The sequence below is a fragment of the Halomonas aquatica genome (assembly GCF_040196335.1).
Taxonomy (GTDB): domain Bacteria; phylum Pseudomonadota; class Gammaproteobacteria; order Pseudomonadales; family Halomonadaceae; genus Halomonas; species Halomonas aquatica.
Genome location: NZ_JBEGCJ010000002.1, coordinates 84,978 through 110,714, shown reverse-complemented (window position 1 = coordinate 110,714; position 25,737 = coordinate 84,978). Strand labels below are relative to the sequence as shown.

21 protein-coding genes are annotated in these 25,737 nt (G+C 61.1%); 10 read left to right on the top strand and 11 right to left on the bottom strand.

What is annotated here, in order from left to right; all coding sequences use genetic code 11:
* Window positions 1-35 precede the first annotated feature (35 nt).
* Complete coding sequence (locus ABE960_RS03665) at window positions 36-1,022, bottom strand: amino acid ABC transporter substrate-binding protein (RefSeq protein ID WP_349760899.1); 987 nt, start codon at window positions 1,020-1,022, stop codon at window positions 36-38.
* A gap of 383 nt (window positions 1,023-1,405) precedes the next feature.
* Here ABE960_RS03665 and ABE960_RS03660 point away from each other — a divergent pair, with 383 nt between their 5' ends.
* From ABE960_RS03660 to ABE960_RS03645, 4 genes are all read left to right on the top strand, one after another.
* Window positions 1,406-1,936: a terminase small subunit gene (locus ABE960_RS03660; protein WP_349760898.1), complete on the top strand. Its 531-nt coding sequence runs from the start codon at window positions 1,406-1,408 to the stop codon at window positions 1,934-1,936.
* Window positions 1,937-3,066: 1,130 nt separating this feature from the next.
* Window positions 3,067-3,579, top strand: a complete 513-nt coding sequence (locus ABE960_RS03655; RefSeq protein ID WP_349760897.1) for a biliverdin-producing heme oxygenase — start codon at window positions 3,067-3,069, stop codon at window positions 3,577-3,579.
* A 59-nt stretch (window positions 3,580-3,638) separates the two neighbouring features.
* Window positions 3,639-5,684 carry a sensor domain-containing diguanylate cyclase gene (locus ABE960_RS03650; RefSeq protein WP_349760896.1) on the top strand — a complete coding sequence of 682 codons (2,046 nt, stop codon included), beginning with the start codon at window positions 3,639-3,641 and terminating at the stop codon, window positions 5,682-5,684.
* A gap of 1,278 nt (window positions 5,685-6,962) precedes the next feature.
* Entirely contained in the window at window positions 6,963-8,147 is a 1,185-nt protein-coding gene (locus ABE960_RS03645) for an acetyl-CoA C-acyltransferase family protein (RefSeq protein WP_349760895.1), read from the top strand.
* Window positions 8,148-8,675: 528 nt separating this feature from the next.
* On the opposite strand, the gene ABE960_RS03640 is transcribed toward ABE960_RS03645, so the two are convergent.
* A complete protein-coding gene (locus ABE960_RS03640) occupies window positions 8,676-10,754 on the bottom strand; it encodes an OmpA family protein (RefSeq protein ID WP_349760894.1) in 2,079 nt (692 codons plus the stop codon).
* 684 nt (window positions 10,755-11,438) lie between these two features.
* Here ABE960_RS03640 and ABE960_RS03635 point away from each other — a divergent pair.
* A complete protein-coding gene (locus ABE960_RS03635; protein WP_349760893.1) occupies window positions 11,439-11,840 on the top strand; it encodes a type II secretion system protein in 402 nt (133 codons plus the stop codon).
* Window positions 11,841-12,096: 256 nt separating this feature from the next.
* The gene (locus tag ABE960_RS03630) at window positions 12,097-12,255 is read left to right on the top strand and encodes a hypothetical protein (RefSeq protein WP_349760892.1); all 159 of its coding nucleotides are present in this window, start codon (window positions 12,097-12,099) and stop codon (window positions 12,253-12,255) included.
* Here ABE960_RS03630 and ABE960_RS03625 read toward each other — a convergent pair.
* The 8 genes from ABE960_RS03625 to ABE960_RS03590 all read right to left on the bottom strand — a co-directional run bounded on the left by ABE960_RS03625 (window position 12,252) and on the right by ABE960_RS03590 (window position 21,266).
* Complete coding sequence (locus ABE960_RS03625; protein ID WP_349760891.1) at window positions 12,252-12,428, bottom strand: hypothetical protein; 177 nt, start codon at window positions 12,426-12,428, stop codon at window positions 12,252-12,254. The genes ABE960_RS03630 and ABE960_RS03625 overlap by 4 nt on opposite strands.
* A gap of 96 nt (window positions 12,429-12,524) precedes the next feature.
* Window positions 12,525-14,855 carry a copper-transporting P-type ATPase gene (locus tag ABE960_RS03620; protein WP_349760890.1) on the bottom strand — a complete coding sequence of 777 codons (2,331 nt, stop codon included), beginning with the start codon at window positions 14,853-14,855 and terminating at the stop codon, window positions 12,525-12,527.
* Between the two features lie 375 nt (window positions 14,856-15,230).
* Complete coding sequence (locus tag ABE960_RS03615; protein WP_349760889.1) at window positions 15,231-15,977, bottom strand: TVP38/TMEM64 family protein; 747 nt, start codon at window positions 15,975-15,977, stop codon at window positions 15,231-15,233.
* Between the two features lie 116 nt (window positions 15,978-16,093).
* A complete protein-coding gene (locus ABE960_RS03610; protein ID WP_432765345.1) occupies window positions 16,094-16,858 on the bottom strand; it encodes a copper resistance protein B in 765 nt (254 codons plus the stop codon).
* Between the two features lie 15 nt (window positions 16,859-16,873).
* Complete coding sequence (locus ABE960_RS03605) at window positions 16,874-18,703, bottom strand: copper resistance system multicopper oxidase (protein ID WP_349760887.1); 1,830 nt, start codon at window positions 18,701-18,703, stop codon at window positions 16,874-16,876.
* Between the two features lie 71 nt (window positions 18,704-18,774).
* Window positions 18,775-20,109 (bottom strand): ATP-binding protein, encoded by a 1,335-nt coding sequence (locus ABE960_RS03600; RefSeq protein ID WP_349760886.1) that lies wholly within the window; start codon window positions 20,107-20,109, stop codon window positions 18,775-18,777.
* Window positions 20,090-20,755, bottom strand: coding sequence for a response regulator transcription factor (locus ABE960_RS03595; RefSeq protein ID WP_349760885.1), 666 nt, complete (start codon window positions 20,753-20,755; stop codon window positions 20,090-20,092). Before ABE960_RS03595 ends, ABE960_RS03600 begins: the two co-directional genes overlap by 20 nt.
* A gap of 10 nt (window positions 20,756-20,765) precedes the next feature.
* Window positions 20,766-21,266 carry a cupredoxin domain-containing protein gene (locus tag ABE960_RS03590; protein WP_349760884.1) on the bottom strand — a complete coding sequence of 167 codons (501 nt, stop codon included), beginning with the start codon at window positions 21,264-21,266 and terminating at the stop codon, window positions 20,766-20,768.
* A 338-nt stretch (window positions 21,267-21,604) separates the two neighbouring features.
* Here ABE960_RS03590 and ABE960_RS03585 point away from each other — a divergent pair, with 338 nt between their 5' ends.
* Complete coding sequence (locus ABE960_RS03585; protein ID WP_349760883.1) at window positions 21,605-22,045, top strand: hypothetical protein; 441 nt, start codon at window positions 21,605-21,607, stop codon at window positions 22,043-22,045.
* A gap of 107 nt (window positions 22,046-22,152) precedes the next feature.
* Here the strand turns inward: ABE960_RS03585 and ABE960_RS03580 are convergent, their stop codons facing one another.
* Window positions 22,153-23,043: a DMT family transporter gene (locus ABE960_RS03580; protein WP_349760882.1), complete on the bottom strand. Its 891-nt coding sequence runs from the start codon at window positions 23,041-23,043 to the stop codon at window positions 22,153-22,155.
* 183 nt (window positions 23,044-23,226) lie between these two features.
* On the opposite strand from ABE960_RS03580, the gene ABE960_RS03575 reads away from it, so the two are divergent.
* From ABE960_RS03575 to ABE960_RS03565, 3 genes are all read left to right on the top strand, one after another.
* Window positions 23,227-24,183 carry a LysR substrate-binding domain-containing protein gene (locus ABE960_RS03575; RefSeq protein WP_349760880.1) on the top strand — a complete coding sequence of 319 codons (957 nt, stop codon included), beginning with the start codon at window positions 23,227-23,229 and terminating at the stop codon, window positions 24,181-24,183.
* Between the two features lie 160 nt (window positions 24,184-24,343).
* On the top strand, window positions 24,344-24,478 hold the full coding sequence (locus tag ABE960_RS03570) for a hypothetical protein (protein WP_349760878.1): 135 nt from the start codon (window positions 24,344-24,346) through the stop codon (window positions 24,476-24,478).
* A 159-nt stretch (window positions 24,479-24,637) separates the two neighbouring features.
* On the top strand, window positions 24,638-25,693 hold the full coding sequence (locus ABE960_RS03565; RefSeq protein WP_349760877.1) for a YeiH family protein: 1,056 nt from the start codon (window positions 24,638-24,640) through the stop codon (window positions 25,691-25,693).
* Window positions 25,694-25,737: the final 44 nt, after the last annotated feature.

The window sequence follows — 25,737 nt, the reverse complement described above, 5'->3', positions numbered from 1 at the left end:
TCAAGCAACTTGAAAGGCTGTCTTGAAAGGATTTCTCACTTCGGCAGGGCGTTGATCTTGAAGTTGGCACTCAGGAGGTCTGACATCGGCACGCTCATGGGCTTGAACCACTTGCTGTAGATCTCCTCGATCTCGCCGGTGCGGAACAGCTCGGCCAGCCGGCGGTTAACCACCAGACGGAATTTGCTGTCGTTCTGCGGGAGCATGATGGCGTAGGGGTCATAGGACAGGAAATCGCCCACCACTGCGTAGGTCTCGGGATTCCTCGCCTTCTCGATCAGACCGTAGAGCAAGATATCATCGGTCGAATAGGCGTCCACGCGGTCAGTCTGCAACGCCAGGAACCCTTCCGCGTGATCCCTCACGGACACGATGTTCACGTCCTGGATGTCACGTTCCTCGATGGCCGCCTTGACAACACGCTCGTTGGTGGTGCCCTGAGCCAGTGCGATGGGCTTGCCTGCCAAGTCCTCCACGGTCTCGATGCCGCTTCCCTTCTTGGTCAGCAGCTTCGTGCCGGTGATATAGGTGATGGCGGCGTAGTCGACCTGCTGCTGGCGGGTCAGGTTGTTGGTGGTCGAGCCGCACTCCAGGTTTAGGGTGCCGTTGGACATCAGCGGGATGCGGGTCTGGGGCGTTACCGGCACCCACCTGATGTCCAGCTCGTCGACACCGATCTCATTCTTGATCTCATCCACGATCTGCATGCAGATGTCGACCGTATAGCCGACCGGCTGCTTGTCTTCGCCAAGGTAGGAGAACGGAACCGAGGTCTCTCGGTGGCCGATCGTGATGACGCCGCTTTCCTTGATCTTGTCCAGCGTGGGGCCGAATTCCTGGGCGCCGGCAGTGCCGATGGTCGAAAGGCCGATCGCCGCAGCGGTCAGCAATGTTCCGAGACGTTTCATTTTCATCCCCTTGTTCGGTTGAGCATGCAGTCGGTTCTTGTTGAGTGTTTCGCCCTTGCTGCTCGAAGGCCAAGAGTTGGCGAACCCTCTTGCGCCCTGGGCGATCACATCCACCCTAGTACGTACCGGACAATGCAGCTCATGCCAAGATACTCAAGAGCGATTACTTTATTGCATATCCGGTAAAAATCACTTTTCTTTCGCCATGAAACAGAATCTTTATAAAATTATTCGATGCATGAGATCATATTCCGACTGGAAACTCGCAACGATTCCGTAGGAGGCTGAACCAGAAGAACCATGTGCCGCCATAGTCCTGGCATTTCTCGTCAAGCCGTTATGCATTTGTCCTGCCTGTACCGTGAGCCTACGATTGAAATGGTTCCATTTGGGCTTTGGAGCGCGCGGCCTGAACGAGCACGCCCATGGCCAACCGATATCAACTTGCTTCATGATCGAGATATAATGAAAGTCCAGCCATCCGAGAGGATCGCCTCATGACCCGAGTTCGACTCACGCCAAAGCAATCCCGGTTCGTAGATGAATATCTGATCGACCTCAATGCCACCCAGGCGGCCATCCGTGCCGGCTACAGTGAAAAGACCGCCCGGCAGGTAGGCGCCGAAAACCTGTCAAAACCTGACATCGCCGCCGCCATAGACGACCGCGTCCAGGAGCGCAGTGAGCGCACCCAGGTCGACGCCAACTATGTTCTCCAACGCCTGGTGGAGATCGACCAGATGGACGTCATCGACATCCTCGACGACGACGGAAGGCTCAAGCCTCTTCGAGATTGGCCGAAGGTCTGGCGCACCACCATCAGCGCCCTGGACCTATCAGAGCTGTGGGAAGGCCATGGTGATGAGCGGCAGATGGTCGGCCTGGTCAAGAAAATCAAGTGGCCGGACAAACCGAAGAACCTCGAGTTGCTCGGCAAACATGTCACCGTCCAGGCCTGGAAGGAGCAACGCGAGTTGTCGGGCAGATTGACCACCACTCACGAGGAAGCCCTGGAGGCTCTCGAGTGAAGGGCTGGCCGTCCGTGGCCGTGAGACTGTCTTTGGGGCGCACCCACTAGGCGACCTGAGCCGCGAGATAATGGCGCCGACTTCAGCGTGGCTCAGGGTTCTCTCGTCCGCTGTACGACATCACCGACAGATCAGGTACTCCATCGCTCTACTTCCTCTGCGTTGACATCGACGGCAGTGGATCAGCCAGTTCCGACAGTCAGCCAACAATTGCCAGGTAAGACCCATTGGTACGAACCTCGAGGGGAGTTTCCGGAGCAGGGCGGGGGCGCGATGCACTGAGAGAACAACTACGTCGAGCCCCGGAGGCCCCGCCATGCCGACAAGCAACGCGATCACGAGCCGATATCTTCATATACTGCGTGCTCTACCGGCTCCTGATCAGTGGAATGACATCCTGACGACCGACGCGTCCAGCACGGCGACGGTCACGAACTAGGCGGCCACGACGAAGCCGCTGCCTCTCGGGAGCAGCACGGTAATGAACCACCCGCTCGATCCTTCGATGATCTGCTGGGGAAGCTGAACATCCGCCTCGGCAAATGGCGGTCACTGTCCGGCTGACGCTCAGCTTAAGTCCAACCAAGTGAGATCATGGCCAGGTCTTGGTGTTTTTCGTGGTGGGGAGAGGCCTCCCAACCTGCCACTCATCGGCGAGGCGCTGGCCTTCGTTGTTCTGCTCAGCATTCAGGTGATTCAACACCTGTCGCAGCGTCTCGCGGTCGCTCATCTCAGGGTCTAGCCCAAGGCCCGAGGCGCTCGGCATTCAGAGCCAACGGCATGCGCAGATAGATCTCGTTGGAAACGCCACAGCCAACATCAAGAAGGTCGCTCCCACCATCAAGAGTTGGATGTTCAGGTCAAGATCGCGAGTCTTGATTGGCATGAACGCTGGGCACTTCTTGCATCGTTGGCCGGTCCGCATCCAATCAAGGATGGTAGGGGATAGTCTGCCTTACTGACTGCCTCTTCCCATGACCGATGCTATGCACCATATTGGGTGACCAGTTGGCCAGCGAGACCCGACAACCGTAGAGGCAACCTTCCGCGTGATCGAACCCCGTCCGCCACTCCTCGATAGCCTGCGACGCCATACACGCGCAGACCACCATGGCCTGGACGACCACCCGATGCTGGTGCGCCTGGTTCGGCCAGGGCTCGACCTCAACGACTATGCCGAGACGCTGAGCGCCATGCACCCAGCGCAGCAGGGACTGGAAGTACTCGCCGCAAAGTCTATCCACAATTTGGCACTGGCGTATCCTTTCACTTCCAGAATGGACTGGCTCGAGGCAGACCTCGCACATCTCGGCTTGTCGTCACCCGCTTCGCCAGGGCGGGGGCCAGAACCACCGGCAACGCTCGCCGAATTGGTGGGTCTGCTGTATGTCCTGGAAGGCTCACGCCTCGGCGCCAGGATCATCGCCAAGAGGGTCCGTGCTTCGCTAGGCGACGGCATTCCCCGGACCTTCTTCGACAACGCCGATGGCGAGCGGGCCTGGCCGGTTTTTTGTGACTTTGCCGTCACCCATTGTCCGATGGAAGAGGTCGAGTTAGCTATCCGCGCGGCCCGCCAGGCATTTGGATACTTCCTAAAGCATCTCGATACTTCTCGGGTACTCGACTTGTCGCCCACCGACTGACATGGCCCTGGCGTCTGCCCCCGTGGTCACCACCTGAACCCACCCCCTGGAGCTCACGCATGCCCAACACCCATTACAGCGATGCCGAGATCGCTGCTGCCCTCGAGGAGTGTGCCCGTGAACCAGTGCATATCCCTGGCGCTATCCAGCCGATGGGCTGCCTGGTGAGCCTGGATGCCAACCTGGGACGGATTCGCCAGGTCAGTGCCAATATTGAGAATTTCCTGGGTATCAGCGTAACGGACGCCCTGGCCGGCGAGCCCAGGAAGGTACTGGGCGACAAGTTGATGGATCTCCTGGACACGAAACTGGTGAAGGAGGACGGCTCGGCCTCCGTTCTCACCGCCCAGGGCGAGGTACAGGGCGAACGACGCCGCTACCATGTAGTGGCCTATCCCAGTGGCGACGCTTTCGTCGTGGAACTGGAATACCAGATGTGCCCGGATGGGCATCTCTTGATGGACAAGGTGAACGATTGGCTGGTCGAAGTCAGGAGAATCGACGACACCGATACCCTTCTCGATGCCCTGACGCAGTTGGTACAAGCGTGGACCGGCCACGAGCGGGTGATGGTCTACCGTTTCGACGAGCAGTGGAATGGCCGAGTGGTCGCCGAGACGTGTCTACCCGTGGCGGAGAGCTACCTCGACCACTCCTTCCCTGCCAGTGACATTCCTCCCCAAGTTCGCCGACTCTACGACTTCAATAGGGTGCGTAGCATCCCCGATGCCCTGGCACCCCCGGTTCCCGTGGTGCCGCCCTGTGGCCCTGGTGAGACGGCGCCACTGGACATGTCGCGGGGGGTGTTGCGCGCCGTCGCACCGATTCACCAAGAGTATCTCACCAACATGGGCGTCGGCTCCTCACTGTCGATCGCCATGTACGAGGAGGAGAAGCTATGGGGCCTACTGGCTTTTCAGGGCCTGAAGCCCAGGACGCTGGAGGCTGACCTGCGTGATGCGCTGTGCACCCTGGTTCAGATAGCCATGCAGCGGTTGAGGGAATTACGCACCCGAGCCGATACCCACCTCCTCCAAGGCATCCACGACAGCAACGAGATTCTCTCCGACGAGAAGTGGCGCCTTCTCGGTCCGGATGACTTGATCAAGCGTCACGGCGCGCAATGGCTGGAACTGCTGGATGCCAGTGGTATCGCACTGGTCACTGGGAAAAAGAGCCGTGGTATGGGCGCCCTGCCGGACGAGGAGAACCTGGTCGCAATGGCCGACTCGCTGAATCGTCACCAGCCTCGCGACACTGCCTGGCACACCCAATCGCTGGCCAAGACACCCCTGGCAACATGGCAGGAGGGCGACCTCTGCGGCCTGCTGGCCGTGCCCCTGCCCCTGCCCACCGAGACGCCCCACTGGCTGATGTTCTTTCGCCCCGAACAGCGCCACAGCCGGCGCTGGGCCGGCAAGCCCGAGGATATCCCCATGATCCGCAACGGGCAGTTGATTCTGGCGCCCCGCCGTTCCTTTGCCCAATGGCAGGAGGAAGTGCGGGGGCGCAGCCGCGCCTGGCGCGCCATCGAGTGCCGTGCCGCCGGGGACCTCGCCAAGAACCTGGCCGTGCTGACCTCCAGCCACGAGATCGCCAAGCTCAATGAAAAGCTCAAGAGCCTGGCCTACAGCGACAGCCTGACCGGCACCTGGAACCGCTTTCGCATGGAGCAGGCGATCGATGCCGAGCTCAACGCCGCCGAACGTCACGACAGGCCCTTCGCCGTGCTGCTGTTAGACATCGATTACTTCAAGCACTTCAACGATACACAGGGTCACGAGGTTGGCGATGAGGTGCTGGTGACGCTGAGCCGAGTCCTGCAGAACATCCTGCGCCCCACCGACCTCCTGGGCCGCTGGGGCGGCGAGGAGTTCCTGGTGTTGGCCAGTGATTGCGACCTGATCGGCGGCAGGCATCTCGCCGAACGCCTCAGGCAGAGCGCCGAGGCACTGGACCTGGGCAAGCTGGGGAGCGTGACCATCAGCGTCGGCGTCACCATCTGGCGACCGGGCGACACTCGCAAGGGGCTGGTCGCCCGGGCCGATCAGGCCATGTACCAGGCCAAGGAAGGAGGCCGCAACCGGGTTGAAACCCTAGATTAATAGAATAACTGCAGCACTTTGGACCACGAGGTAGAGGCAGGAGGGCCAGTGCCGGCACCCTTCTCGGCTCACCGACCAAAGTCATGCAGAGCATGGGATACCGACAGCTGACCCGAGACGCTGGGCGCCCCCTTGGCTGCTGCCTGGTCAACCGGATGCGGGAGATGCTGGCGCCGCTAGGAAGGGGCCCCCGCGCCAGGCTGGCCGCTGCCAAAGACAACACCTTTGAGGACGCCCAGAGCGCCGAGGAAGCTCGCCAAAGGGGCGCCAAGCTGCTGGAGGCCCGCCCCAGACAGACCCACCGCGGGAACCTATCAGGCCGCCCCGCCTGGATCGAGTGGATAGCCGACCGCTGCCTCCTGGTCCATGACGACTGCGCCTTCATCTGCCAACGGCTGAAGACACTTGCTCCAAGCCTGCCGGACCCCACTTATCCGGAATCATTCGACATCACTCTAGTGCCTTAATTTTAGTAGGTTAGGTTGTGGGGTATGTAAAAATATCCAACCTAAATAACTGATTGTAGATTATTAGTAGCGGACTCCCCCTCCGCCACGTTTCGAATAAGCCGCTGATTCCAGAGGCTTTTTCTTTGCTTGGAAATTTTTAACCCCCACTTAGTGATTGGGTTTTACGGGTTCGCTCAGGACACGGGCAGAAGCTGCCACGCTCGGCTGCAACATAGAGTCCCAGGCGGTGGCTCAACACAGGGGCCTTGAGAATCCAGGGCGCTTCCAGGCCCAGGCCGAGGGTCAGAATCCGGGTGCCATCCGTGCCATACCTCCTGTCCATATGGAGGTCATACCCTGGCCCAGCTTAGGGGGCGAATTCCACACCCAACGACGAAGAGCCGCTTATAAGCAGGCCGGTGAAGGTTCGACCACTCCGCGACATTTGATGTTGGGCATGTGACGTTACGGGTGATTGGTTTGAATATATTGCTAATATATCGAGGAAGTTATTGGATGCTATGTAAAGTGGACCCCATCCTTGGTTATTGAAACCACCGACCCTCCCGGAAAGTCCAATAGCGGTAAATCATTTATCTAGGTATTTTTGCGATAGGGTGCTTCGGCATTCGCACTGTACAAGAATAGAACACTGCGTGGCAGGCAAAATGATGAGTGCAGGCGCAGCGAAATAACAGCAAATTACCGACATGACGACTCTAAAGCCACCGTGTAGCCCGGTAGATACCGGCTCCATAGCCACCAATCCGGGGACGATGGGCTGCGGAAAAAGCTTGGCTTTGACTGATTTAATTTAAAGGGGTGATACATGGCACATCGTGACGTCTATGTACTGAGCGCGGTTCGTTCAGCAATTGGTACTTTTGGTGGTTCTTTGAGCCAGATGGAACCGGCAGAACTCGCAGGAACCGTAATGAAAGAGGCCGTTGGCCGGTCAAACGTAGATCCTCAAAAAATCAATTACGTAACTGTCGGCAACTGTATTCCGACAGACTCACGCTACGCATACGTAGCCCGTGTTGCCTCGATCCAGGCCGGTTTGCCGATGGATTCTGTGGCGATGGCGGTCAACCGACTGTGTAGTTCCGGCCTTCAGGGCGTCGTTTCTACCGCTCAGGCAATCATGCTGGGCGATTGCGATTACGGTGTTGGCGGGGGCGTCGAAGTCATGTCACGGGGCACCTATTTTGCTCCGGCAATGCGTTCCGGTGCTCGAATGGGCGATACGGGGATGGTTGATTCCATGGTTGCCGTCCTTACCGATCCCTTCGGTGAGGGACACATGGGCATCACTGCTGAGAACCTGGCTGAAAAGTGGGAACTGAGTCGCGAGGAACAAGACGCCTTTGCGGTCGAGTCTCAACGCCGTGCGGCCGTCGCAATTGAAGAAGGCCGTTTCAAGTCTCAGATCGTGCCGATCACCTTGAAGAGCCGTAAGGGTGAAACCGTTTTTGACACTGACGAGCATTGTAAAGCCGACACCACCCTGGAAGGCCTGGCCAAGATGCGCCCGGCATTCAAGAAGGATGGTACCGTCACAGCGGGTAACGCATCGGGTATCAACGACGGTGCGGCAATGCTGGTTCTGGGTAGTGCTGAAGCGGCCGAGAAGGATGGCTACAAGCCGCTGGCTCGCCTGGTTTCCTACGCGGTTGCCGGAGTGCCTAACCACATCATGGGTGAAGGCCCGATTCCGGCCACCAAGCGAGCGCTGGAACGTGCTGGCCTGACTCTGGATCAAATGGACGTAATCGAATCCAACGAAGCCTTTGCTGCCCAGGCTCTGGCCGTATCCAAGGGGCTCGGGCTGGACATGTCCAAGACCAACCCCAACGGTGGAGCAATTGCACTGGGGCACCCAGTGGGCTGTTCCGGTGCCTTCATCGCTACCAAGGCGTTGTACGAGTTGGAGCGCACTCAGGGTCGCTACGCACTGGTCACCATGTGTATCGGCGGTGGTCAGGGTATCGCAACCATTTTCGAACGCGTCTAACCCGGATATTTCACCAGCATCGCGAAGTTGGCCTGCTGGCGACGGTTCTCCTCTTCCTGGCGGGCGGCTGACCAGCTGACCTGCATCGGTGGTCTCGGTACCGCCAGGGTACAGGCGATCCAAACCAGCGGACTGCTGGATCAGCGAACCCTAGGGAGCTCGTCCCAGCCGGTGAACCAGGCTACTGGCGTCATCGTTAGCGATGATCATCATGCAGCCGTTGCTTAGCATGAGCGGAACGTCAATGTCACAAGGAGACATATCCGTTCTTGTTACTTCCTCAAGTTCATCCTGTTCGATGAATTAGCGGGGCCGTCATTGAACGGCAATTAAGATCGCCCCCACGATGGAGAAAGTCTGACCGGCCGAAAGCTGTTGAAGATTCACGATGGGGCCCACTTCAGCCTCTTCAATTCAGTCGCTACAGATCCGTGACTCTACACTGACCTGGAATCTTCTCATCAAAAAAACCGACAGAACGCATTGTCTGCCGGCTCTATCCGGTGCCTTGGTGTCAGAGCTGGCTTCTCACAGCCTGACCAGGCTTGCATCGATCAACGGGGTGATTCGCCGGACGCTGGCGCGTCGGTTTTCCTGGCTGGGTCCCTGCGTATCCAGTTTCAGATAGCGCTCGCCATAGCCCTGTACGATCAGGTTTTCCGGGGGGATGGCGAAGTATTCGGTCAATGCCAGGGCGACGGCTTCTGCTCGCCTGTCGGACAGCCCGAGGTTCATCACGTCCGATCCAACGGCATCGGTATGGCCTTCGACCAGGAAAATCTCATTCGGATGCTGCTCTATGACGTCGGCCATGGTGTTGCCAATCAGGCCCAGCGCTTGGGCCTCTGAGACCTGAATGGCCGATGAGCCGGTAGCGAACTGGATAACGTTGAGATCGATACGCGGCATCATGGCGCGGACACGAGAGCTCTCGCGTACCTGGCGAAGCGTGAAGACGCGATCGAACTCCTGAACCGGTGGTGCCAGCAGTGCCTGGCGCAGGATATCTTCATCTGCGCGGCGATAATCGACCACGTATCGATTTTCCGGCAGGTCGTAGCGCAAGGGGGGCAGGGATTCCTCAACGTCGACGGAAGACATCCAGCTATCGGCCTTTTGCGTTTCGTCGATCAGCACGATAGCGGTGTCGTCGGGTAGATAGCGAGTGCGCTTGAGGACGAAGCCACCGGAATCACGAATGGTCACGATCCGGCTGCCATCCTCGCGAGTGATAGTGGAGCGGGTGATGCCATCGGCAAACGATTCGGTCGTCTCGGTGACCCCGGGACGACGCAGCAGGAGATTCTCATCCTTGCGCACAAGCAACTCGCCGTCGCGCTCGACGATCATTCGGTCGCCTTGATTCTCGACGACCCGTCCACCGAGTTGGGGAATCAGGGCGCCGACGACGGCACCCGCCGCGGCGGCTCCCAGGTATTTCCATATCTGGCTGTTGTCGTCATCTGCCTCTGATGCCGTCGCGGCCTTGGCTTCCTCGTCGCTGGTCCGCGTGGTATCCGAGGTCACGACCGTTTCGGATGTCATGCTGGCTTCCTGGGTATCGAGGGCGGCGACGGCGGCCAGGGCGGAGGTCTCGGCCGCGGCTAGGGCCTCCGCGTCAGCCTTGTCGCTGGCCTCTTTCTCGGCGAGTGCCTCTGCCACAGCCTTGTCGATGGCTTCCTGCTCGGCGGCGGTGTTTGCTGCGGCCTTTTCTTTCGCTTCCTGCTCGGCGAGTGCGTCTGCCTCGGCTTGGTCGATGGTTTCCTGCTTAGCCAGAGCATCTGCTTCTGCCTGAGCGATGGCTTCCTGCTCGGCGAGGGCGTCTGCTTCTGCCTGAGCGATGGCTTCCTGCTCGGCGAGGGCCTCTGCCTCGACCTGGGCGGTGGCGTCGGCTTCTTCCTCGGCGAGGGCGTCTGCCTCGGCCTGAGCGGTGGCATCGGCTTCTTGCTGAGCGAGGGCGTCTGCCTCGGCCTGAGCGGTGGCATCGGCTTCTTGCTCGGCGAGGGCGTCTGCCTCGGCCTGAGCGGCAGCATCGGCTTCTTGCTGGGCGAGGGCGTCTGCCTCGGCCTGGGCGGCGGCATCGGCTTCTTGCTGAGCGGCGGCATCGGCTTCTTGCTGGGCGAGGGCGTCAGCCTCGGCCTGAGCAGTGGCATCGGCTTCTTGATGGGCGGTGGCTTGCTGTTCTGCCAGGGCGTCGAGTTCTGCCTGAATGCTGGTCTGCTGCTCAGCCAGGCCGTCGGCCTCGGCTTGGACGATGGTTTTCTGTTCAGCCAGCGCATCTACCTCGGCCTGGTCACTAGGCTCTTGTTCGGCCAGGGCATCGAGTTCAGCCTGCACGCTGGCCTGCTGTTCAGCCAGGGCATCTGCCTCGGCTTGGTCGATGGTCTGCTGTTCAGCCAGGGCATCTGCCTCGGCTTGGTCGATGGTCTGCTGCTCGGCTAGTAGCTCTTCCTCTATTTTGTCAGCAGCCTCAGTGACTTGAGCGAGTGTTATTACCGCTCTGTCGGCATCTGATGGCAGGGTCGTTTGGGCAAAGCCTGGGCTCACCAGCGACAGCGATGCCAGCAGCACCGCGGGTTTCCGGAAATGGCGCATACGATCTTTCATGTTGATTCTCCTGAACCAGAGCCACCTGGATCCGATAGCGGTTGTCTGGAACGGCCGATGGGCCAGCTGTTATAGGCATCGTTTCTGGCCAGGAAGGGGGGGGCCTCGTCGAGGAGCGATTTCTCGCTGTAAGTGTCGACAGGGCGTGCAGGCGCGAGGCGCTTCCACCTTCATGTCTGGTGACTTCATCATGGGTCATGACATTCCGACCATCGGTACGACGGCGCACATAGGCGTCTGTTTTTTTTACGCGTTTGAATCGTGAAGTTCCCCCACTCTGGACTATCTGACGCCTCAAATAGTTGCCATGACCATGACCATGACCATGACCATGACCATGGGTCCGGCTCTATCACTGCCTCGTCATCTCCCCCTTGCTGCACAATTCTTGCGCTGGATCAATTTTTTCCGTCGAGACGTGGCTAGACTGATTTTATTAATACTCAGTATGAAATTGCAGATAAGATGCTAGTATGAATGCAAGGGCGGTTGTTCGTGGCTCTCAGGGACGGCAAGCGCGGCATGAAGGAGGGATGTGCTGAATCGGTGGCAAGGTAGGGGTATCCGTGGGAGCGCTCAGTTAGATGTATCGACTGTCAGCGCAGACGGCTATTGACCTAGCACCAAGTCAGTACACCAGGCAACGCGCAACCTGGAGAAAGCGGGAATCAAGGGTCCCAGAACATGAAAAAATTATATCGAAAGATACGGCTGAACAAGGCGCAGAGCGGCTTTACGTTTTTCGAACTGCTGATCGTGATGGCGATTTTCGTCATTTTTTCCGCCATTGCGATGCCGATGTATAAAAACTATGCCCAGAAGACGACTGATCGGGCGTGCTTGTCGCAGGCTGAATCATTAGCCAATGTCATCATATATGAATCTGCAGTATCTAATGAAATAACCGGGTTATCGCCAGATAACATTATTCCCGGATGGGATGAGGTTTGTAATACATTAGCTATTGACAATAATGGCACTATTAATTGGATGGCAAGAAATTCAGGTGGAACTGCGAGAAACGGTATTATAGTTACCAATCCTGATGCATTCATTGCTGCTAACCCTCCTGCTTCCGGGCAATGAAAGCAACAAGCACAGCACCTGAGGTATCCTGAGCTCCTGAGTACTCACCCGGATTAGCCGTTCATCCTGATGCGTGTTTCACGTCCTCGCGATGAACTGGCGCCCTACAAGCATTCCCGGCCGGCCGCGGTGATCATTCGCCGCTATGAGCGCGGCGATGTCACCTGGGTGGTTGCCCACCATGGCCTGTCCCAGAATTCGACTACTCCCATCACTACGCCCACCTCCTTGGCGGCAGCCATGATGAGAGTCGTCAATGGCAGCTCCACGGCTCCACCTTGGCATTGTCCTTGATGTTCTGATCAACGAACCGGTAGTGGTCTTTCTTGAAGCGGTTTCACCTGCCGTGGCTGATCTCGATGGCGTGTCGGGCGAGGATCTCGATATGGTCGATGCACAGCCGCGATGCGTCTAGGCCATCTTGAGCTTGCCCTTGCCGGTGTCATAGTTGGCGCGTTGTAGCCCGAATAGCACGTCGATATCTGCGATGGCGAGTCGTAACGCATCGGCATCGCCGGACTGAAGCTTCAACGTGCGAGTCACCAGGTTGCTCTCGGAAACGCCGAGACGGCGTTCTTTCTGCGACATCCTGAAAATTCTCCTGAGACTTGAGTGCCAGTTCGAGAACGTGGGCCTGATCAGGTGTGCCCGTGTCCTGCCTGCCCGTGCATAAACCGTTCGCGGTCAGATCCTCGTCTTGCGCAAGCGCAGGGCGTTGCCCACTACCGACACCGAACTGAACGACATGGCCGCGGCGGCGATGATCGGTGACAGCAGCACCCCGAAGGCGGGGTAGAGCACACCGGCGGCGATGGGAATGCCCAGGCTGTTGTAGCCGAAGGCAAATACCAGGTTCTGCTTGATATTGCGCATGGTGGCGCGACTCAGCTTGCGAGCGCGCAGGATGCCCATCAGGTCGCTCTTGACCAGGGTCACGCCGGCACTCTCCATGGCCACGTCGGTGCCGGTGCCCATGGCGATACCGACCTGGGCCTGGGCGAGCGCCGGGGCATCGTTGATGCCGTCACCGGCCATGGCGACGAAGCGCCCCTCGGCCTGGAGCGCCTTGACCTTCTCGGCCTTCTGCTCCGGCAGCACTCCGGCAATGATCTCGTCGATACCCAACTCCTTCGCCACGGCCTGAGCCGTGGTCTGACTGTCGCCGGTGAGCATGACGATGCGGATGCCCTCATCGTGCAGGGCGCGGATAGCCTCAGCAGTGGTCTCCTTGATCGGGTCGGCAACGGTCACGAGTCCCGCGGGCTTGCCATCCACCGCCACGAACATGGCCGTCTTGCCCTCGGCTCGCAGGGTCTCGGCGCGTTCGATGAGCCGGTCCGCCTCGACGCCCTCTGCGTCCATCAGTGCCTGGTTGCCCAGCGCCACCGCCTGTTCGCCGACGAGGCCCTTGACCCCCTTGCCGGTCACGGACTCGAAATCGGTATAGCGCTCGAGGGAGACGTCGCGCGCCTCCGCCCCCTGGACGATGGCCGCCGCCAGGGGATGCTCGCTGCCCCGCTCCAGCGTCGCCGCCAGGCTCAATACCTGCTCCTCCGAGAAGCCCTCGGCGGCCACCACGTCCTGCAGCCTGGGACGTCCCTCGGTCAGGGTGCCGGTCTTGTCGACGACCAGGGTATCGACCTCGCGAAGCGTCTGGATGGCCTCGGCGTTCTTGAACAGCACGCCCAGTGAGGCCCCCTTGCCACTGGCGACCATGATCGACATGGGGGTCGCCAGGCCCAGTGCACAGGGACAGGCGATGATGAGCACCGCCACGGCGTTGATCAGCGCATAGGTCATCGCCGGCTCGGGCCCGAACAGCCCCCAGACGATGAAGGTGGCGACGGCCGAGAGCACCACCGCCGGCACGAAGTAGGCGGCCACCACGTCCACCAGGTTCTGAATCGGCGCGCGACTTCGGCTGGCCTCGGCGACCATCTGCACGATCTGCGATAGCAGGGTGTCGCTGCCCACCCGCTGGGCCTCGATGACCAGCGATCCGGTGCCGTTCACGGTGGCCCCGATGACGTTCTCTCCCCGGGTCTTCTCGACGGGGATGGGTTCGCCGGTGATCATCGACTCGTCCACCGAGGAGTTGCCCTCGAGGACGGCGCCGTCCACCGGCACCTTCTCGCCGGGGCGGACCCGCAAGCGGTCGCCGATCTGCACATCCTCCAGCGGCACGTCCTCCTCGCTGCCGTCATCGTTGACCCGACGGGCGGTCTTCGGCGCCAGGCCCAGCAGTGCCTTGATGGCGGCATTGGTCTGGCTGCGGGCGCGCAGCTCCATGACCTGTCCCACCAGCACAAGGGTAACGATGACCGCGGCGGCCTCGAAGTAGACCCCCACCTGTCCGCTTTCATGACGGAAGGAGGGTGGGAAGAGCTGAGGGAACAGCGTGGCGATCACGCTGTAGAGATAGGCGACGCCCACCCCCAGGGCGATCAGGGTGAACATGTTGAGGTTCCAGCCTTTCAGCGAGCGGTAGCCGCGCACGAAGAAGGGCCAGCCGCTCCACAGCACCACCGGGGTGGCCAGGGCGAGCTCCAGCCACACGCGGATGCCATGGGGCACCAGGGCTGCCATGTCCACGCCGGGCACCATGCCGCCCATGGCCAGGATGACCACCGGCACCGTGAGGGCAACGCCGATCCAGAAGCGCCGGGTCATGTCGATCAGCTCGGGGTTCTTTTCCTCTTCGGCGCTGACCTGCCGCGGCTCCAGGGCCATCCCGCACTTGGGGCACTCGCCGGGCTCGTCGCGGACGATTTCCGGGTGCATGGGACAGGTCCACTCGGTCCGGGTCGCCGGTGCCGGCGGCGCGGTGGGCTCCAGGGCCATGCCGCACTTAGGGCAGTCCCCCGGCTGGTCGGCCACCACCTCGGGATGCATGGGGCAGGTGTATCGGCTGCCGGATGGCTGGCCCGCCGTTCCAGGACCGGCCGCCTGGCGGTCCTCGCCCCGCGCACTCTGCGTTGCATGCTCGTGGCAATAATCGTGCGGCTGTTGTGTCATCGAATCGTCTCCATCACGTCCCTGCATGTCGTCGTCCACCCGGCCTGATTGGTTGGGAGTGAACCGACAAGGGGGTCCCGAGAGCGGCACCGGGTTGCCGGTCGCCAATTTGCAGAAAGCGTAAATCCCTTGGGTTGCCCAAGGGTCAAGCGATGGGGGAGCGCAAAGTGGCGGATAGCATCAAACCTTGATCGGCGTCATGCCACTGCCGCCATGCGGGCCAGCCTTACTCGTCGGGGCGAGGAAGCCGAGCCAAGGCCGAATGGATGGGGCCGGTGGACGGCGACAAGAGATGTCGGTGTGCCAGGCCCGGCTCCGGCGTCACCCTCTCCAACGGTAGACAGCCCTGGCGGGCGACTGGCGAGACATGGACGACTACCCGAGGTGCAGCCAGCGCTTGAGGGTCGATCGGCAGCGCGGCGGAGCCGCTTTCCAGGCAAGAGGGAGCAGGGTGAGAGTGCCGAGCGCGAGCACGGTGAGGCCCGCGCGGCGTAGATCGTCCGAGACGAGTTCGTCGCCGAAATGCGCCAGCAGGAAGCTCGCTGGCAAGACGCCGAGCAGCGTCGCGATGGCGAAGCGCCAGGGCTTGAGGGGCGAGAGGCCGGCCGCGTAGCTGACGACATCGAACGACAGGAATGGCATCAGCCGGGTAGCAAACACGGCGGCCATCAAGGTGTTTTGCGAGGTAATGAAGCGTTGGAGCAGGCCGGGCGTCGCGCGCACGCCCAGCCAGGCTCTCAGCGCGTCATATCCCAGCAGGCGGGATATGGCGAAGGCGATCAGTGCGCCGGCCTCGGAGCCGATGGCAACGTAGAGCGTGCCCCAGCCATGGCCGTAGGCCGCGCCTGCGGCGAGCGCGATGGGGGCGCTGGGGATCGGGCTTACGACGATGGCGATTGTCATCAGCCCAATGATCATGGCCGGACCGAGTGGGCCAAGCCGTATCAACGCCTGCTCGAGGGTGTCGCCCATGAGTAGGGCGTCCAGCACGCCGGTGCGCCATAGCACGAGCGACGTGGTGAGGAAAATGGCAAGCACTGCCATGCCCAGCATGATGCGTCGCCACGCGGCGCGGGAAAGGCGAGCGTTGGGGCTTGTGTCATCCTTCTCGGTGGTAACCATTTCCCCCTTTCCCTGTCGTCGGCATGCATCGAGGGGTCAGGACCGTGAATCCCTGACCCCGCGAAATGTCATGCGGGTTCGGCGCGAACCACTATGACGCTAGGGCAGAATCAGAATCAGAACCACATCCTCACGCCGGCGACGACGCCGGTATCCTCGGTGGCATCACCGTCGGCACGCGAAATATCAGCGGTATCCCCATACTGCTTTTCCCAGTACGCACCGACGTAGGGTGCAAAACGGCGAGTCACCTCATATCCCAGTCGCAAACCGACCCTCACGGAATTGAGTCCCTTGCCTACCCCGAACTCCTCTACCTCGCTGGCGGCAACCGCAATTTCCGTTCGCGGCTGAAGGTAAAGGCGTTGCGTCAGGTGCAGGCTGTACTCGCCCTCGACGCTCGCCGAAACGTCCCCCTCGTCGCTGACCTGAAGGGCAAGATCCGTCTCGATGCCGTATGGCATCACCCCTTGCAGGCCCATCACCCCGTAGGCGCGCTCAGCATGGTCGTCCGAGAACACCCCACCCTGGTAGCCGATACCGCCCTGCAACTCCCAGAAGTCGTCGATCAGCCGGCTGTAGAGCAATTCCAGTGATTCGAATTCGGCGTCTTCGCCGTCACCCTGGACGTTGTCACCCTCCGATTTCAGGTAAACACGGTTGATGTCGCCGCCGTACCAGGCCTTGAAGTCCCAGGCCAGGGCCTTCTCACCCTCGTCGGGCAAGGTATATTCGAGACGATCGAACAGCGCCATGGCCAGGAGATGCTCGGCCATGGGCGATGGCCAGTCGCTCGGCGCATCGTAACCGTCCTCTGCATGGGCCGCCGGTAGCGTGGCCACGGCCAGCAGGATGCCGGCTGTGGTCATGGGGATTCGGATATTCATGCTTTCTCCTTACGCAACCTTGACGACGCGGAACATGCCGGCATCCATGTGGTAGAGCAGATGGCAGTGGAAGGCCCAACTGCCTTCGGCGTCGGCGGTGATCAGCGCCGAAACCCTTTCCCCGGGCTTGACGTTGAGGGTGTGCTTGCGGGGAATCAGCTCGCCTTGGCCGTTCTCCAGTTCCATCCACATGCCATGAAGGTGGATGGGATGCTCCATCATGGTGTCGTTGACCAGGATCAGCCGCAGGCGCTCATCCTTCTCGAAGTGAATGGGGCCGGTCACCTCGCTGAACTTCTTGCCGTCGAAGGACCACATGTAGCGTTCCATGTTGCCGGTGAGGTGGAGCTCCATCTCGCGGCCAGGCTCTCGGCGGTCTGGCCATGGGGTGAAGGCCTTGAGATCGCGATAGACCAGAGTCCGGCGCGCCTGTGGATCGATGCCGATACCGGCCTGGCCGAAGCGCGAGCCCGGCTGCGCCGCACCGGCCGGCAGCATGCCGTTGTCATTCATGCTCTGCTGTTCACTCGCCATGCCCTGCATTCCGGCATGGTTCATGCTCGCCATGCTGGAATGATCCGTGCCATTACTGCCGGCACCGTTCATTTCCTGCATGTCACCGTGAGCCATGTCATCACTGCCGGCACCGTTCATGTCCTGCATGTCACCGTGATCCATCCCCTGCATGCCATGAGCGCCCATGGCCTCCATGCCACGATCGGCGATGATGCGGCGCTCGGGGATCTCGGCGACCATCCCTTCTCGCTGCGCCAGGGTGGCGCGAGCATAGCCGCTGCGATCCATCGTTTCGGCGAAGATCGTGTAGGCCGTGTTGTCCTCAGGGGCGACGAGGACGTCATATGTCTCGGCCACCGCGATGCGGAACTCGTCGACGGGAACCGGCTGAACCGGCTGGCCGTCTGCCGCCACCACGGTCATCTTCAGTCCGGGGATGCGCACGTCGAAATAGGACATCGCCGACCCATTGATCACCCTTAGTCGGATCCGCTCGCCGCTCTTGAACAGTGCCGTCCAGTTCTCTTCGGGTGACTGGCCATTGAGCAAGTAGGTGTAGGTGCTGCTGGTTACATCAGCGATGTCACGCGAACTCATGCGCATCTTCGCCCACATGCCGCGCATCTCGGCGGTCGCCGTGAAGCCGTTCTGGCGCATGTCGGCGAAGAAATCAGCGATAGTGCGTTCCTGGAAGTTGTAGTATCCCTCGGCCGTCTTCAGGTTGCGGAACACCGACATCGGATCCTCGAAAGTCCAGTCGGTGAGCAGCAGCACATGCTCGCGGTCGAAGCGGAAGGGCTCGCGCTTGGCGGCATCGATGATCAGGGGGCCGGCATGGCCGAGCTGTTCCTGCAGGCCCGAGTGGCTGTGGTACCAGTAGGTGCCGTTCTGTCGCACCGGAAAACGGTAGGTAAATGTCTCTCCGGGTTCTATGCCGGGAAAGCTAACGCCCGGCACGCCGTCCATGCCAGGTGGGAGGATCAGGCCATGCCAGTGGATGGAGGTCGGCTCGTCGAGCAGGTTGGTGACCTTGAGCACGGCATCCTGGCCTTCCCTGAGCCGGATCAGCGGCCCGGGGCTGGTGCCGTTGATCGTCAGCGGACGAGCCGACTGGCCGTCGATCGGGAGTGCTTCTCGGCGAATGGCCAGCGATACCTCGGGCCCCTCTTCAGCCCCCTTGGCGTAGACGCTGGTTTGCCCCCAGGGATCGGCCCAGCTGGGCCGCATGCTCAGGGCGGCCGCCGAGCCTAGGCCCAGAGCCGCTCCGCCCTTGAGAATCTGCCGGCGTGACAGCGGGTGATGGATGACTCCGGAACGTGGCATGTGTGACTCCCGTGAATGGCTGACGACGCCATTTTGACGGACGAAGCTGAATCACAGCTGAACACGGAAACTCACGGCAAGCTTGCTCCAACCGGCACCGTTATCTCCACGCGCAATCCGCCCTTTAGGCCCGGAGCGAAGTCGATCCGTCCCGAATAGCGGGACAACAGCTGATGAAGGATCGACAGTCCCAAACCGTAACCGGGACGACGCTCGTCCAGGCGTCTTCCACGCTGGCCAAGCCGGGGAAGATCCGCCTCGGAGACCCCCGGCCCATCGTCCTCAACCAGGATGGTGAGGCACTCCTCCAGGCACAGCCGGCAGTGAACCTCGTGTGAGGCCCATTTGCCGGCGTTATCCAGCACAATACCGAGCATCTCGGAGAGATCCTGGGATTCGATCGGGACACGCGGGTCGCGCTGCGCGTGAAGGCTCAGGTGGAAGCGCTTATCGGGGTAGAGGGAGCGGAACATCTCGACCAGTCTCTCGCTGTCGTGACGCAGCTCGGACATGCGTCCCGCGTAGGGGCCGGCGATTCTCGAACGACGCAGCTCCGCATCCAGCTGGACATGCACCGCATCCAGACGCTCGACTAGCCGCTGACGGCGTGTCTCATCGATGGGGCGTGAGCCACGCAACACCTGCGTCACCGCCGCCAGTGGCGTCTTTAGCGCATGGGAGAGATCGGCCGCCGAGTCTCGAGAGCGCTGCAGGCGCGCGTCGATTTCATCCATGAAGTGGTTAAGCTGGACGACCAGGCTGTCCAGTTCGGAGGGCACGTCCGTTGACAGTCGATCGCGCTCACCGCTTTGCAGCTCGCCCAGTTGGTCACGCAGCCGAGATAGGGGAACCAGTCCCCGGTTGACCGCCAGCAGGTTTAGCGTCGCGAGAGTCACCAGCAGTGCCGCGGCAATGCCGCCGACCCACCAGTGCAGTCGGTGGAGCCCCGACTCGACCTGCGAGAAGTCTTCACCGATCAGCAGCACGCCCCGCTCGCCGTTAAGGACGAAGGCCTGCCGGTAGACCAGCAAGTGCTGATCCGCTTTCCGCACCTCCGTCAGAACCACCTCCGACGCCTCGACGAGGGGCTGCAGTGTCGTTTGCCAGCTTGGGTCGGAGGCCGAGGTGTCGTCGCCGATACGCAGCACGTAGAGATGATGGAAGATCTGAAAGCCGCGACTGGCTGACTCGAGCACGGTGGCGGAAGAGCGGTCATTGCGGCGCAGCTGCTCGATGGCATGGGCCGCTTCGCGCTCGAGACGCCCCCCGAGGAAATCCCTGGCGAGCTCCTTCAGCATCATGCCGTGCAGTAGCCAGGTAATCCCGGTCACGACGAGGGCGGTTCCCGACAGCCAGGCCAGCAGTCGAACGCGCAGGCTGCGCCGATCAACGCGCAACGAAGACATAGCCCTGGCCGCGCCGGGTCTGGATGATCGACTTGCCCAGGTGGCGCCTCAGCCGCGCGATGTACACCTCGATGAGGTTGGGCGCCGCGGCATCCTGATCCAGGGCGTAGAGCTGATTGAGCAGGTTATCCTTGGAGAGTACGTGCCCCGGGTGGTGCATGAAGTAGCGTAGCAGCAGGAATTCCGTGCCGGTGAGGGAGTGCCAGGAGCCGCCATCGACGCGGACGCGCCTATCCGCCTCGTCCAACGAGACGCCATTGAGCGCCAGCTCCTGGGACATGCGTCCGGACTTGCGGCGCAGCAGCGCCATGATCCTGGCAATGAGCTCCGCGTCGTGGAAGGGCTTCGTCAGGTAGTCGTCCGCGCCGCCCTTCAGGCCGATCACCTTGTCTTCCCAGGTGTCGCGCGCGGTAAGGATCAACACCGGCAGGTCATGGCCTGCCTTGCGCCACTGCTTCAGCAAGTCCAGCCCCGAGCCGTCCGGCAGGCCGAGATCGAGGATCGCGAGTTCATAGTGCTCGGTGGTCATGAGAGACCTGGCCACGTGCAACGACGTGGCCAGGTCTGTGCGATAACCGTTGTCTCTCAGGCACTCGACCAGGCTTTCCGCGAGCAGGTCGTCATCCTCTAGAAGCAACAGTTTCATTTACGGCGGATCACCCTTGGAAATCGATCTTTCCCGACATGCCTGACTCGTAGTGCCCGGGGATATTGCAGGCATACTCGAGGGTATCCACATTCTCCGGGGCGGTCCATACGAGTTCGGCGGTCTCCCCGGGGGGCAGGGTCATGGCGGGCATCTTGCCGCCATGCTGCCCCTCGGCCATGTCGTGGCCTCCGTGCCCTTGGTGGCCATCGCCGTGGCCGTTGTCCATCTGCTGCATCATCTCCCGGTGGGCCTCCTGCGCCTCGGCATCGCCGATCACGAACTCATGTGCCAGGTTGCCGATATTGTCGACCACGAAGCGGATCGTCTCACCGGGAGCCACGTTCAGGCTCTCGGGGTCGAACCACATGTCCCCCGCGTCGAAGCGGATGGTGCGATCGACCTTGGCGTTGCTGGCCGATGAATGTGAGCCACCGTGCTCGCCGGCGGCGAAGGCGGTGCTGGTGGCGAGCCCCAGGGTCAGGGTCAGGGTCAGTAGTATCTTGCGCATCAGGTACCTCTTGGGTGGTATTTGGGTCGTATGGGAAAAGCACAGTTATACCGCAGCAACCTGAAACGAGGCTGAAACCGGTCATCATGATATTGCACCGTCAAGACATCTCATTGGTTTGCAAGTTCAATATTTCGGGTAGGCTCTGAATGAACAGCCTACCGAGAGATCACACCTGGTGGACGACCGGCTTCTGTGATCTCCATCTCGGTGCTGGCGGTACCCGGTCGGGCTCATGCAAGACAACATATGTTCGTGCCAAAACTGTCTGACGAGTCGGGGTGGCCATCGCTACACTCAATTGCGAACCAAATTCTTCGTTCTTGAGAGGGGTAAAGATGTCAACCGTTAACCAAGCGCCCCTGGATCACTCGACCCCCGAAGTAACGGCAGAAACGACAGTGACCCCGGCTGTGTCTCCCCTTGCCGTGATGGCCTTACCGGTGGGTGTCGTTCAGGCCTCTCGGCCGGTGTTCGACTGGTGGATGCATCACTGGATGGACGTCCAGCATCCGCTGGTCAGGCTGCAGCGTGCGTGGGTGGAGTCGGTACTCGAGACCATCGAGGTCGAGGCCGAGTTCCTGAATGCCTGCACGCTCTTGAATGCCAAGGCATGGAGCTGTCTTGCCGATCCCCGGTCTCTCGCGAATTCTGCTTCCCTGCAAAGCTGTTACCACGAGGTCGCCAAGGACATGGCCGATGCTCACATGACGCGCCTCGGCAAGGTGGCTGAACTTCCCGAGGACTTCAAGCAACGGCTCTGGGAAGAGATGTGCTAGCGGCAGAGTTTCAGCAGCCTGGTCAGGGTGGACGGGCGATCTGTCCTGCTGGCTGGAGTGTCCCACTCCGGGGCTGCCCTTCAGGTGTGGTGCCAGCGTCAGGAAGGTCATGCCGCTCTCGGGGTGCGCACGGGTAGGACCTCAAGCACTCCCGCGAGAAGCACGATGGCACCGCCCGTCATTTCCACACCTGTCAGGGTCTCATCGGCGAAGAGCGCCGCGGAGACCGCCCCCACCAGCACCTCCGTCATCAACAGGATGCTGACTCTGGCAGGCTCCAGACGGAGCGTCGCCCACATCAATGCGACAAGGGTCAATCCCCACCACAGGCCGCCAGTCAGCAGGGCCAGCCCCGTCATGGTGACTATCTGATGTGAAGTGAGCGTCGGCAACGGCTCAAGCATCGGGGCGAGGACAAGCGCCGTTGATGCCGCCCCGAGGGCGAAGATGAAGGCGGCCGGCAGAGCGGTAATGGTGGATTTCGTGCGGATGCCGGTCGTGGAGAAGGACCAGAGTATGCCTCCAATCAATGACATCCACTCACCCGCTCCCCGGGGCAGCGGCAGCTCACCATCGGCGCCCAGCATGACGGCTAGCCCTGCCAGGCCCAGGACAATGGCGACAATGCGCAGGCGGGGAGTGGGCCACCCCATCAGGTAGCGGCCGATGAGGGTGCTCCACACCGGACTGAGAAACCATAGCAGGATGATGATCGCGACCCGCCCATAGACAAAGCCAATCGAATAGAGCGCGAAGGCTGCCCCGCCAAGGGCCACCGAGATCAGGGCGACAGGCTGCGTCCGGGCGAGTTGGCGGCGATGTCGAACGGCAAGGGGCGAGAGCAGTAGCACGGTTGCTGCGGTGATGGCGGCCGTCCCCCAGGCACCCGCCAGGCCCATCTCACCCAGGGCGCGAACCGGTAGCCAGTAGAACCCCCAGAGCACCCCTGTTGCGAGAACGATGGCGGAGGCGAGCAGTGTGCGGTGTTCGGTTTGCATGAGACATGGCCTTGTTCTGGGCGACATCGTCTGAGTATTCCTGCAGGAAAGCCTTTGTCGCAGGGACGTGGTTCAAGTAGCCTTGCTAGCTTTTCGATGAGTGATTTATCGATATTTTCCTTGTTATAACAGTTGATTCAATTCATTTGATCTATCTATAGGCGATAGATAAACTAACGTTTCATGAATCAGTCATTGCCTTCACTAAACGCGCTCCGCGCCTTCGAGACCACCGCTCGCCATTTGAGCTTTGTGCGTGCCGCCGAGGAGCTCCATGTCACGCCGGCCGCGGTGAAACAGCTGGTGCGCAAGCTGGAAGAGAGCCTGGAAATAGCGCTTGTCGAACGCAGTGGACGCGGTCTGAAGGTGACCCCGGCCGGTCGTGTCGGTCTGGAAGCCCTGGCAGACGGCTTCCAACAGATCGAACGTGCCGTGGGCCAGATGCGCACATACCGCGATCCTCGACGTCTGGTCGTCTCCGCCGAACCCTCCTTCGCCACCTCCTGGCTGGTACCGCGGCTGGAGTGGTTCCGCACCATTCATCCAGGCATCGATGTGCTGATCGACTCATCCCTTCGCCTAGCGGATCTTGAGAAGGGAGCGGCGGACGTGGCGATTCGCTTCGGCGCCTTGCCGCGCGAGGGGGAACTGGCATACAGGCTGTTCGACGAGCAGCTTGGTGCCTTTTGCAGTCCATCACTGACCACGAGCCACGATGGATTGCGGCAACTGGATGACCTGTCTCGCGCCACCCTGATTCACTGGGATACGTCAGGCTTGACCTGGGCCACTGCGACTCGGGCCTGGGTGGGATGGGAACCCTGGCTCGAGAAACTGGGAGCCGAGCATATCGATGCTCGACGAGGGATCGGTTTCAGTGACTACAATCTGGCCGTGCAGGCGGCAATTGCAGGGCAGGGGGTCGTCCTTGGCAGCTTGCCGATACTCAGTGATCTGGTTACGGCGGGGCTCCTGGTATGCCCATTTGCGGATATCGTGGAGACGAGTATCGGTTACGACATCGTCGCCACCCAGGACGCCGTCAGGACGAAGCAGGTTCAGAGCTTCATCTCCTGGATCAAAGTGGAGGCGGCAAGTTGCGGGCAGCCGCCCCCAACCGCTACCGCTTCCTCCATGTGAGCAGGACACCCTGGCGGCGTTCCTGGCGCACGCTGACGGTGCTTGGCAGTAGCATGCTGACATACGTTCCCACGGTGTCCTTGGAAAAGGCGCTGATCAAGAAAGACCCCCTAGCTGTCACGTGGGCATCCTGCACGACCCTGTATACTCCGGGAAAAGTGTGGCGTGCCTGGTTGACCTGAGCTGCAAGGGCTATTTCAAGGAAGGGAAGAACGTGGTGTTCCTGCACACCGGGGGCAGTTTCGCGCTGTTCGGCTACCCGGATGCCTTCGGTTTCCCCGACTACCAGGCGTGATGACCGTCCTCTGCCGCTCCTCGGGGCACGCACCCCGGGGAGCGAGCTTCAAGCAAGTCGGTTCTGGCCTTCACGGATATGTCGGTGAGCAAGGATGCGCTCGATGACTCGCCGCTCATCATGGATGCCTTCGGGAGACAGGGTCAGCAGAGGAGACAAATGAAACCACAGATCTTCAACACCTCGGCTGCACAATGGCGATCTCGCCTCGTCCTGCAGTTCGACAGCTTCCGCGCCATCGGCCGTGGCCTGCTGGTGTGCGCCACCATTACTCTGGTGACCACCTTCATTGCCGATCACTACGGGGGGCCGACGCTGCTCTACGCCCTGCTGTTCGGCATGTCGCTGCACTTCCTGAGCGAGGAGGGACCGTGCCGCCAGGGTATCGAGTTTGCCGCGAGTACCGTGCTGCGCCTCGGGGTGGCGCTGCTGGGTGCGCGGATGACTCTCGCTCAGGCGGGCGATCTGGGGTTCGGGCCCTTACTCACCGTGTTGGGGGCGGTGGCGCTGGTCATCGCCATGGGAGCGTTGCTTGCCAGGGCGCTGGGCCTGGATCGCGACCTAGGGCTCCTGACTGGCGGCGCCGTCGCCATCTGCGGTGCGTCGGCGGCCCTGGCCCTGTCGGCGGTGATGCCACGTCATGAGACCAGCGAGCGCAACACCATCCTCACAGTGGTCGGGGTGACCACGCTCTCGACCATGGCGATGGTGATCTATCCGTTGATCGCCGGGGCCCTGCAACTGGCCAATGTCCAGGCGGGGATCTTCCTGGGGGGCACCATCCACGACGTGGCCCAGGTGGTGGGGGCCGGCTACATGATCTCAGAACAGACCGGCGACATCTCGACGCTGGTCAAGCTGGTGCGGGTCGCCATGCTGGTGCCGGCTGTGATGGCCTTCATGTGGCTGTTTCGCGCCTCGCGCCAGGAGGAGGGGGCGGAAGCCAAGGTGCCGATGCTGCCGAGCTTTCTGGTGGGCTTCGTGGTTCTGGTCCTGATCAACAGCCTGGGGCTCATTCCCGAGGCGGTGAACGAGGGGATGTCGACCCTCTCCCGCTGGTGCCTGGTCACCGCCATCGCGGCGCTGGGCATCAAGACCTCGTTCCAGAAACTGGCAGTGGTGGGTTGGAAGCCGGTGATCCTGATGGCCCTGGAGACCTTGCTGCTGCTGGCCGTGGTGCTCGGCCTGGTGGTGTTCGGCGGTCTGGGGACCTGATTGGCTCCCACGTATGAAATCCCTCGAGGAAAAGAGGCATGTCA

Excerpts from the sequence above, each read along its gene's own strand:
- ABE960_RS03635 (WP_349760893.1), top strand. The coding sequence starts at position 11,439 with ATGAAAAAATTATATCGAAAGATACGGCTGAACAAGGCGCAGAGCGGC.
- ABE960_RS03590 (WP_349760884.1), bottom strand. The coding sequence starts at position 21,266 with ATGCGCAAGATACTACTGACCCTGACCCTGACCCTGGGGCTCGCCACC.
- ABE960_RS03645 (WP_349760895.1), top strand. The coding sequence starts at position 6,963 with ATGGCACATCGTGACGTCTATGTACTGAGCGCGGTTCGTTCAGCAATT.
- ABE960_RS03630 (WP_349760892.1), top strand. The coding sequence starts at position 12,097 with ATGGCAGCTCCACGGCTCCACCTTGGCATTGTCCTTGATGTTCTGATC.
- ABE960_RS03585 (WP_349760883.1), top strand. The coding sequence starts at position 21,605 with ATGTCAACCGTTAACCAAGCGCCCCTGGATCACTCGACCCCCGAAGTA.
- ABE960_RS03650 (WP_349760896.1), top strand. The coding sequence starts at position 3,639 with ATGCCCAACACCCATTACAGCGATGCCGAGATCGCTGCTGCCCTCGAG.
- ABE960_RS03595 (WP_349760885.1), bottom strand. The coding sequence starts at position 20,755 with ATGAAACTGTTGCTTCTAGAGGATGACGACCTGCTCGCGGAAAGCCTG.
- ABE960_RS03565 (WP_349760877.1), top strand. The coding sequence starts at position 24,638 with ATGAAACCACAGATCTTCAACACCTCGGCTGCACAATGGCGATCTCGC.
- ABE960_RS03600 (WP_349760886.1), bottom strand. The coding sequence starts at position 20,109 with ATGTCTTCGTTGCGCGTTGATCGGCGCAGCCTGCGCGTTCGACTGCTG.
- ABE960_RS03655 (WP_349760897.1), top strand. The coding sequence starts at position 3,067 with ATGCTGGTGCGCCTGGTTCGGCCAGGGCTCGACCTCAACGACTATGCC.
- ABE960_RS03620 (WP_349760890.1), bottom strand. The coding sequence starts at position 14,855 with ATGACACAACAGCCGCACGATTATTGCCACGAGCATGCAACGCAGAGT.
- ABE960_RS03615 (WP_349760889.1), bottom strand. The coding sequence starts at position 15,977 with ATGGTTACCACCGAGAAGGATGACACAAGCCCCAACGCTCGCCTTTCC.
- ABE960_RS03625 (WP_349760891.1), bottom strand. The coding sequence starts at position 12,428 with ATGTCGCAGAAAGAACGCCGTCTCGGCGTTTCCGAGAGCAACCTGGTG.
- ABE960_RS03575 (WP_349760880.1), top strand. The coding sequence starts at position 23,227 with ATGAATCAGTCATTGCCTTCACTAAACGCGCTCCGCGCCTTCGAGACC.
- ABE960_RS03580 (WP_349760882.1), bottom strand. The coding sequence starts at position 23,043 with ATGCAAACCGAACACCGCACACTGCTCGCCTCCGCCATCGTTCTCGCA.
- ABE960_RS03660 (WP_349760898.1), top strand. The coding sequence starts at position 1,406 with ATGACCCGAGTTCGACTCACGCCAAAGCAATCCCGGTTCGTAGATGAA.
- ABE960_RS03640 (WP_349760894.1), bottom strand. The coding sequence starts at position 10,754 with ATGAAAGATCGTATGCGCCATTTCCGGAAACCCGCGGTGCTGCTGGCA.
- ABE960_RS03605 (WP_349760887.1), bottom strand. The coding sequence starts at position 18,703 with ATGCCACGTTCCGGAGTCATCCATCACCCGCTGTCACGCCGGCAGATT.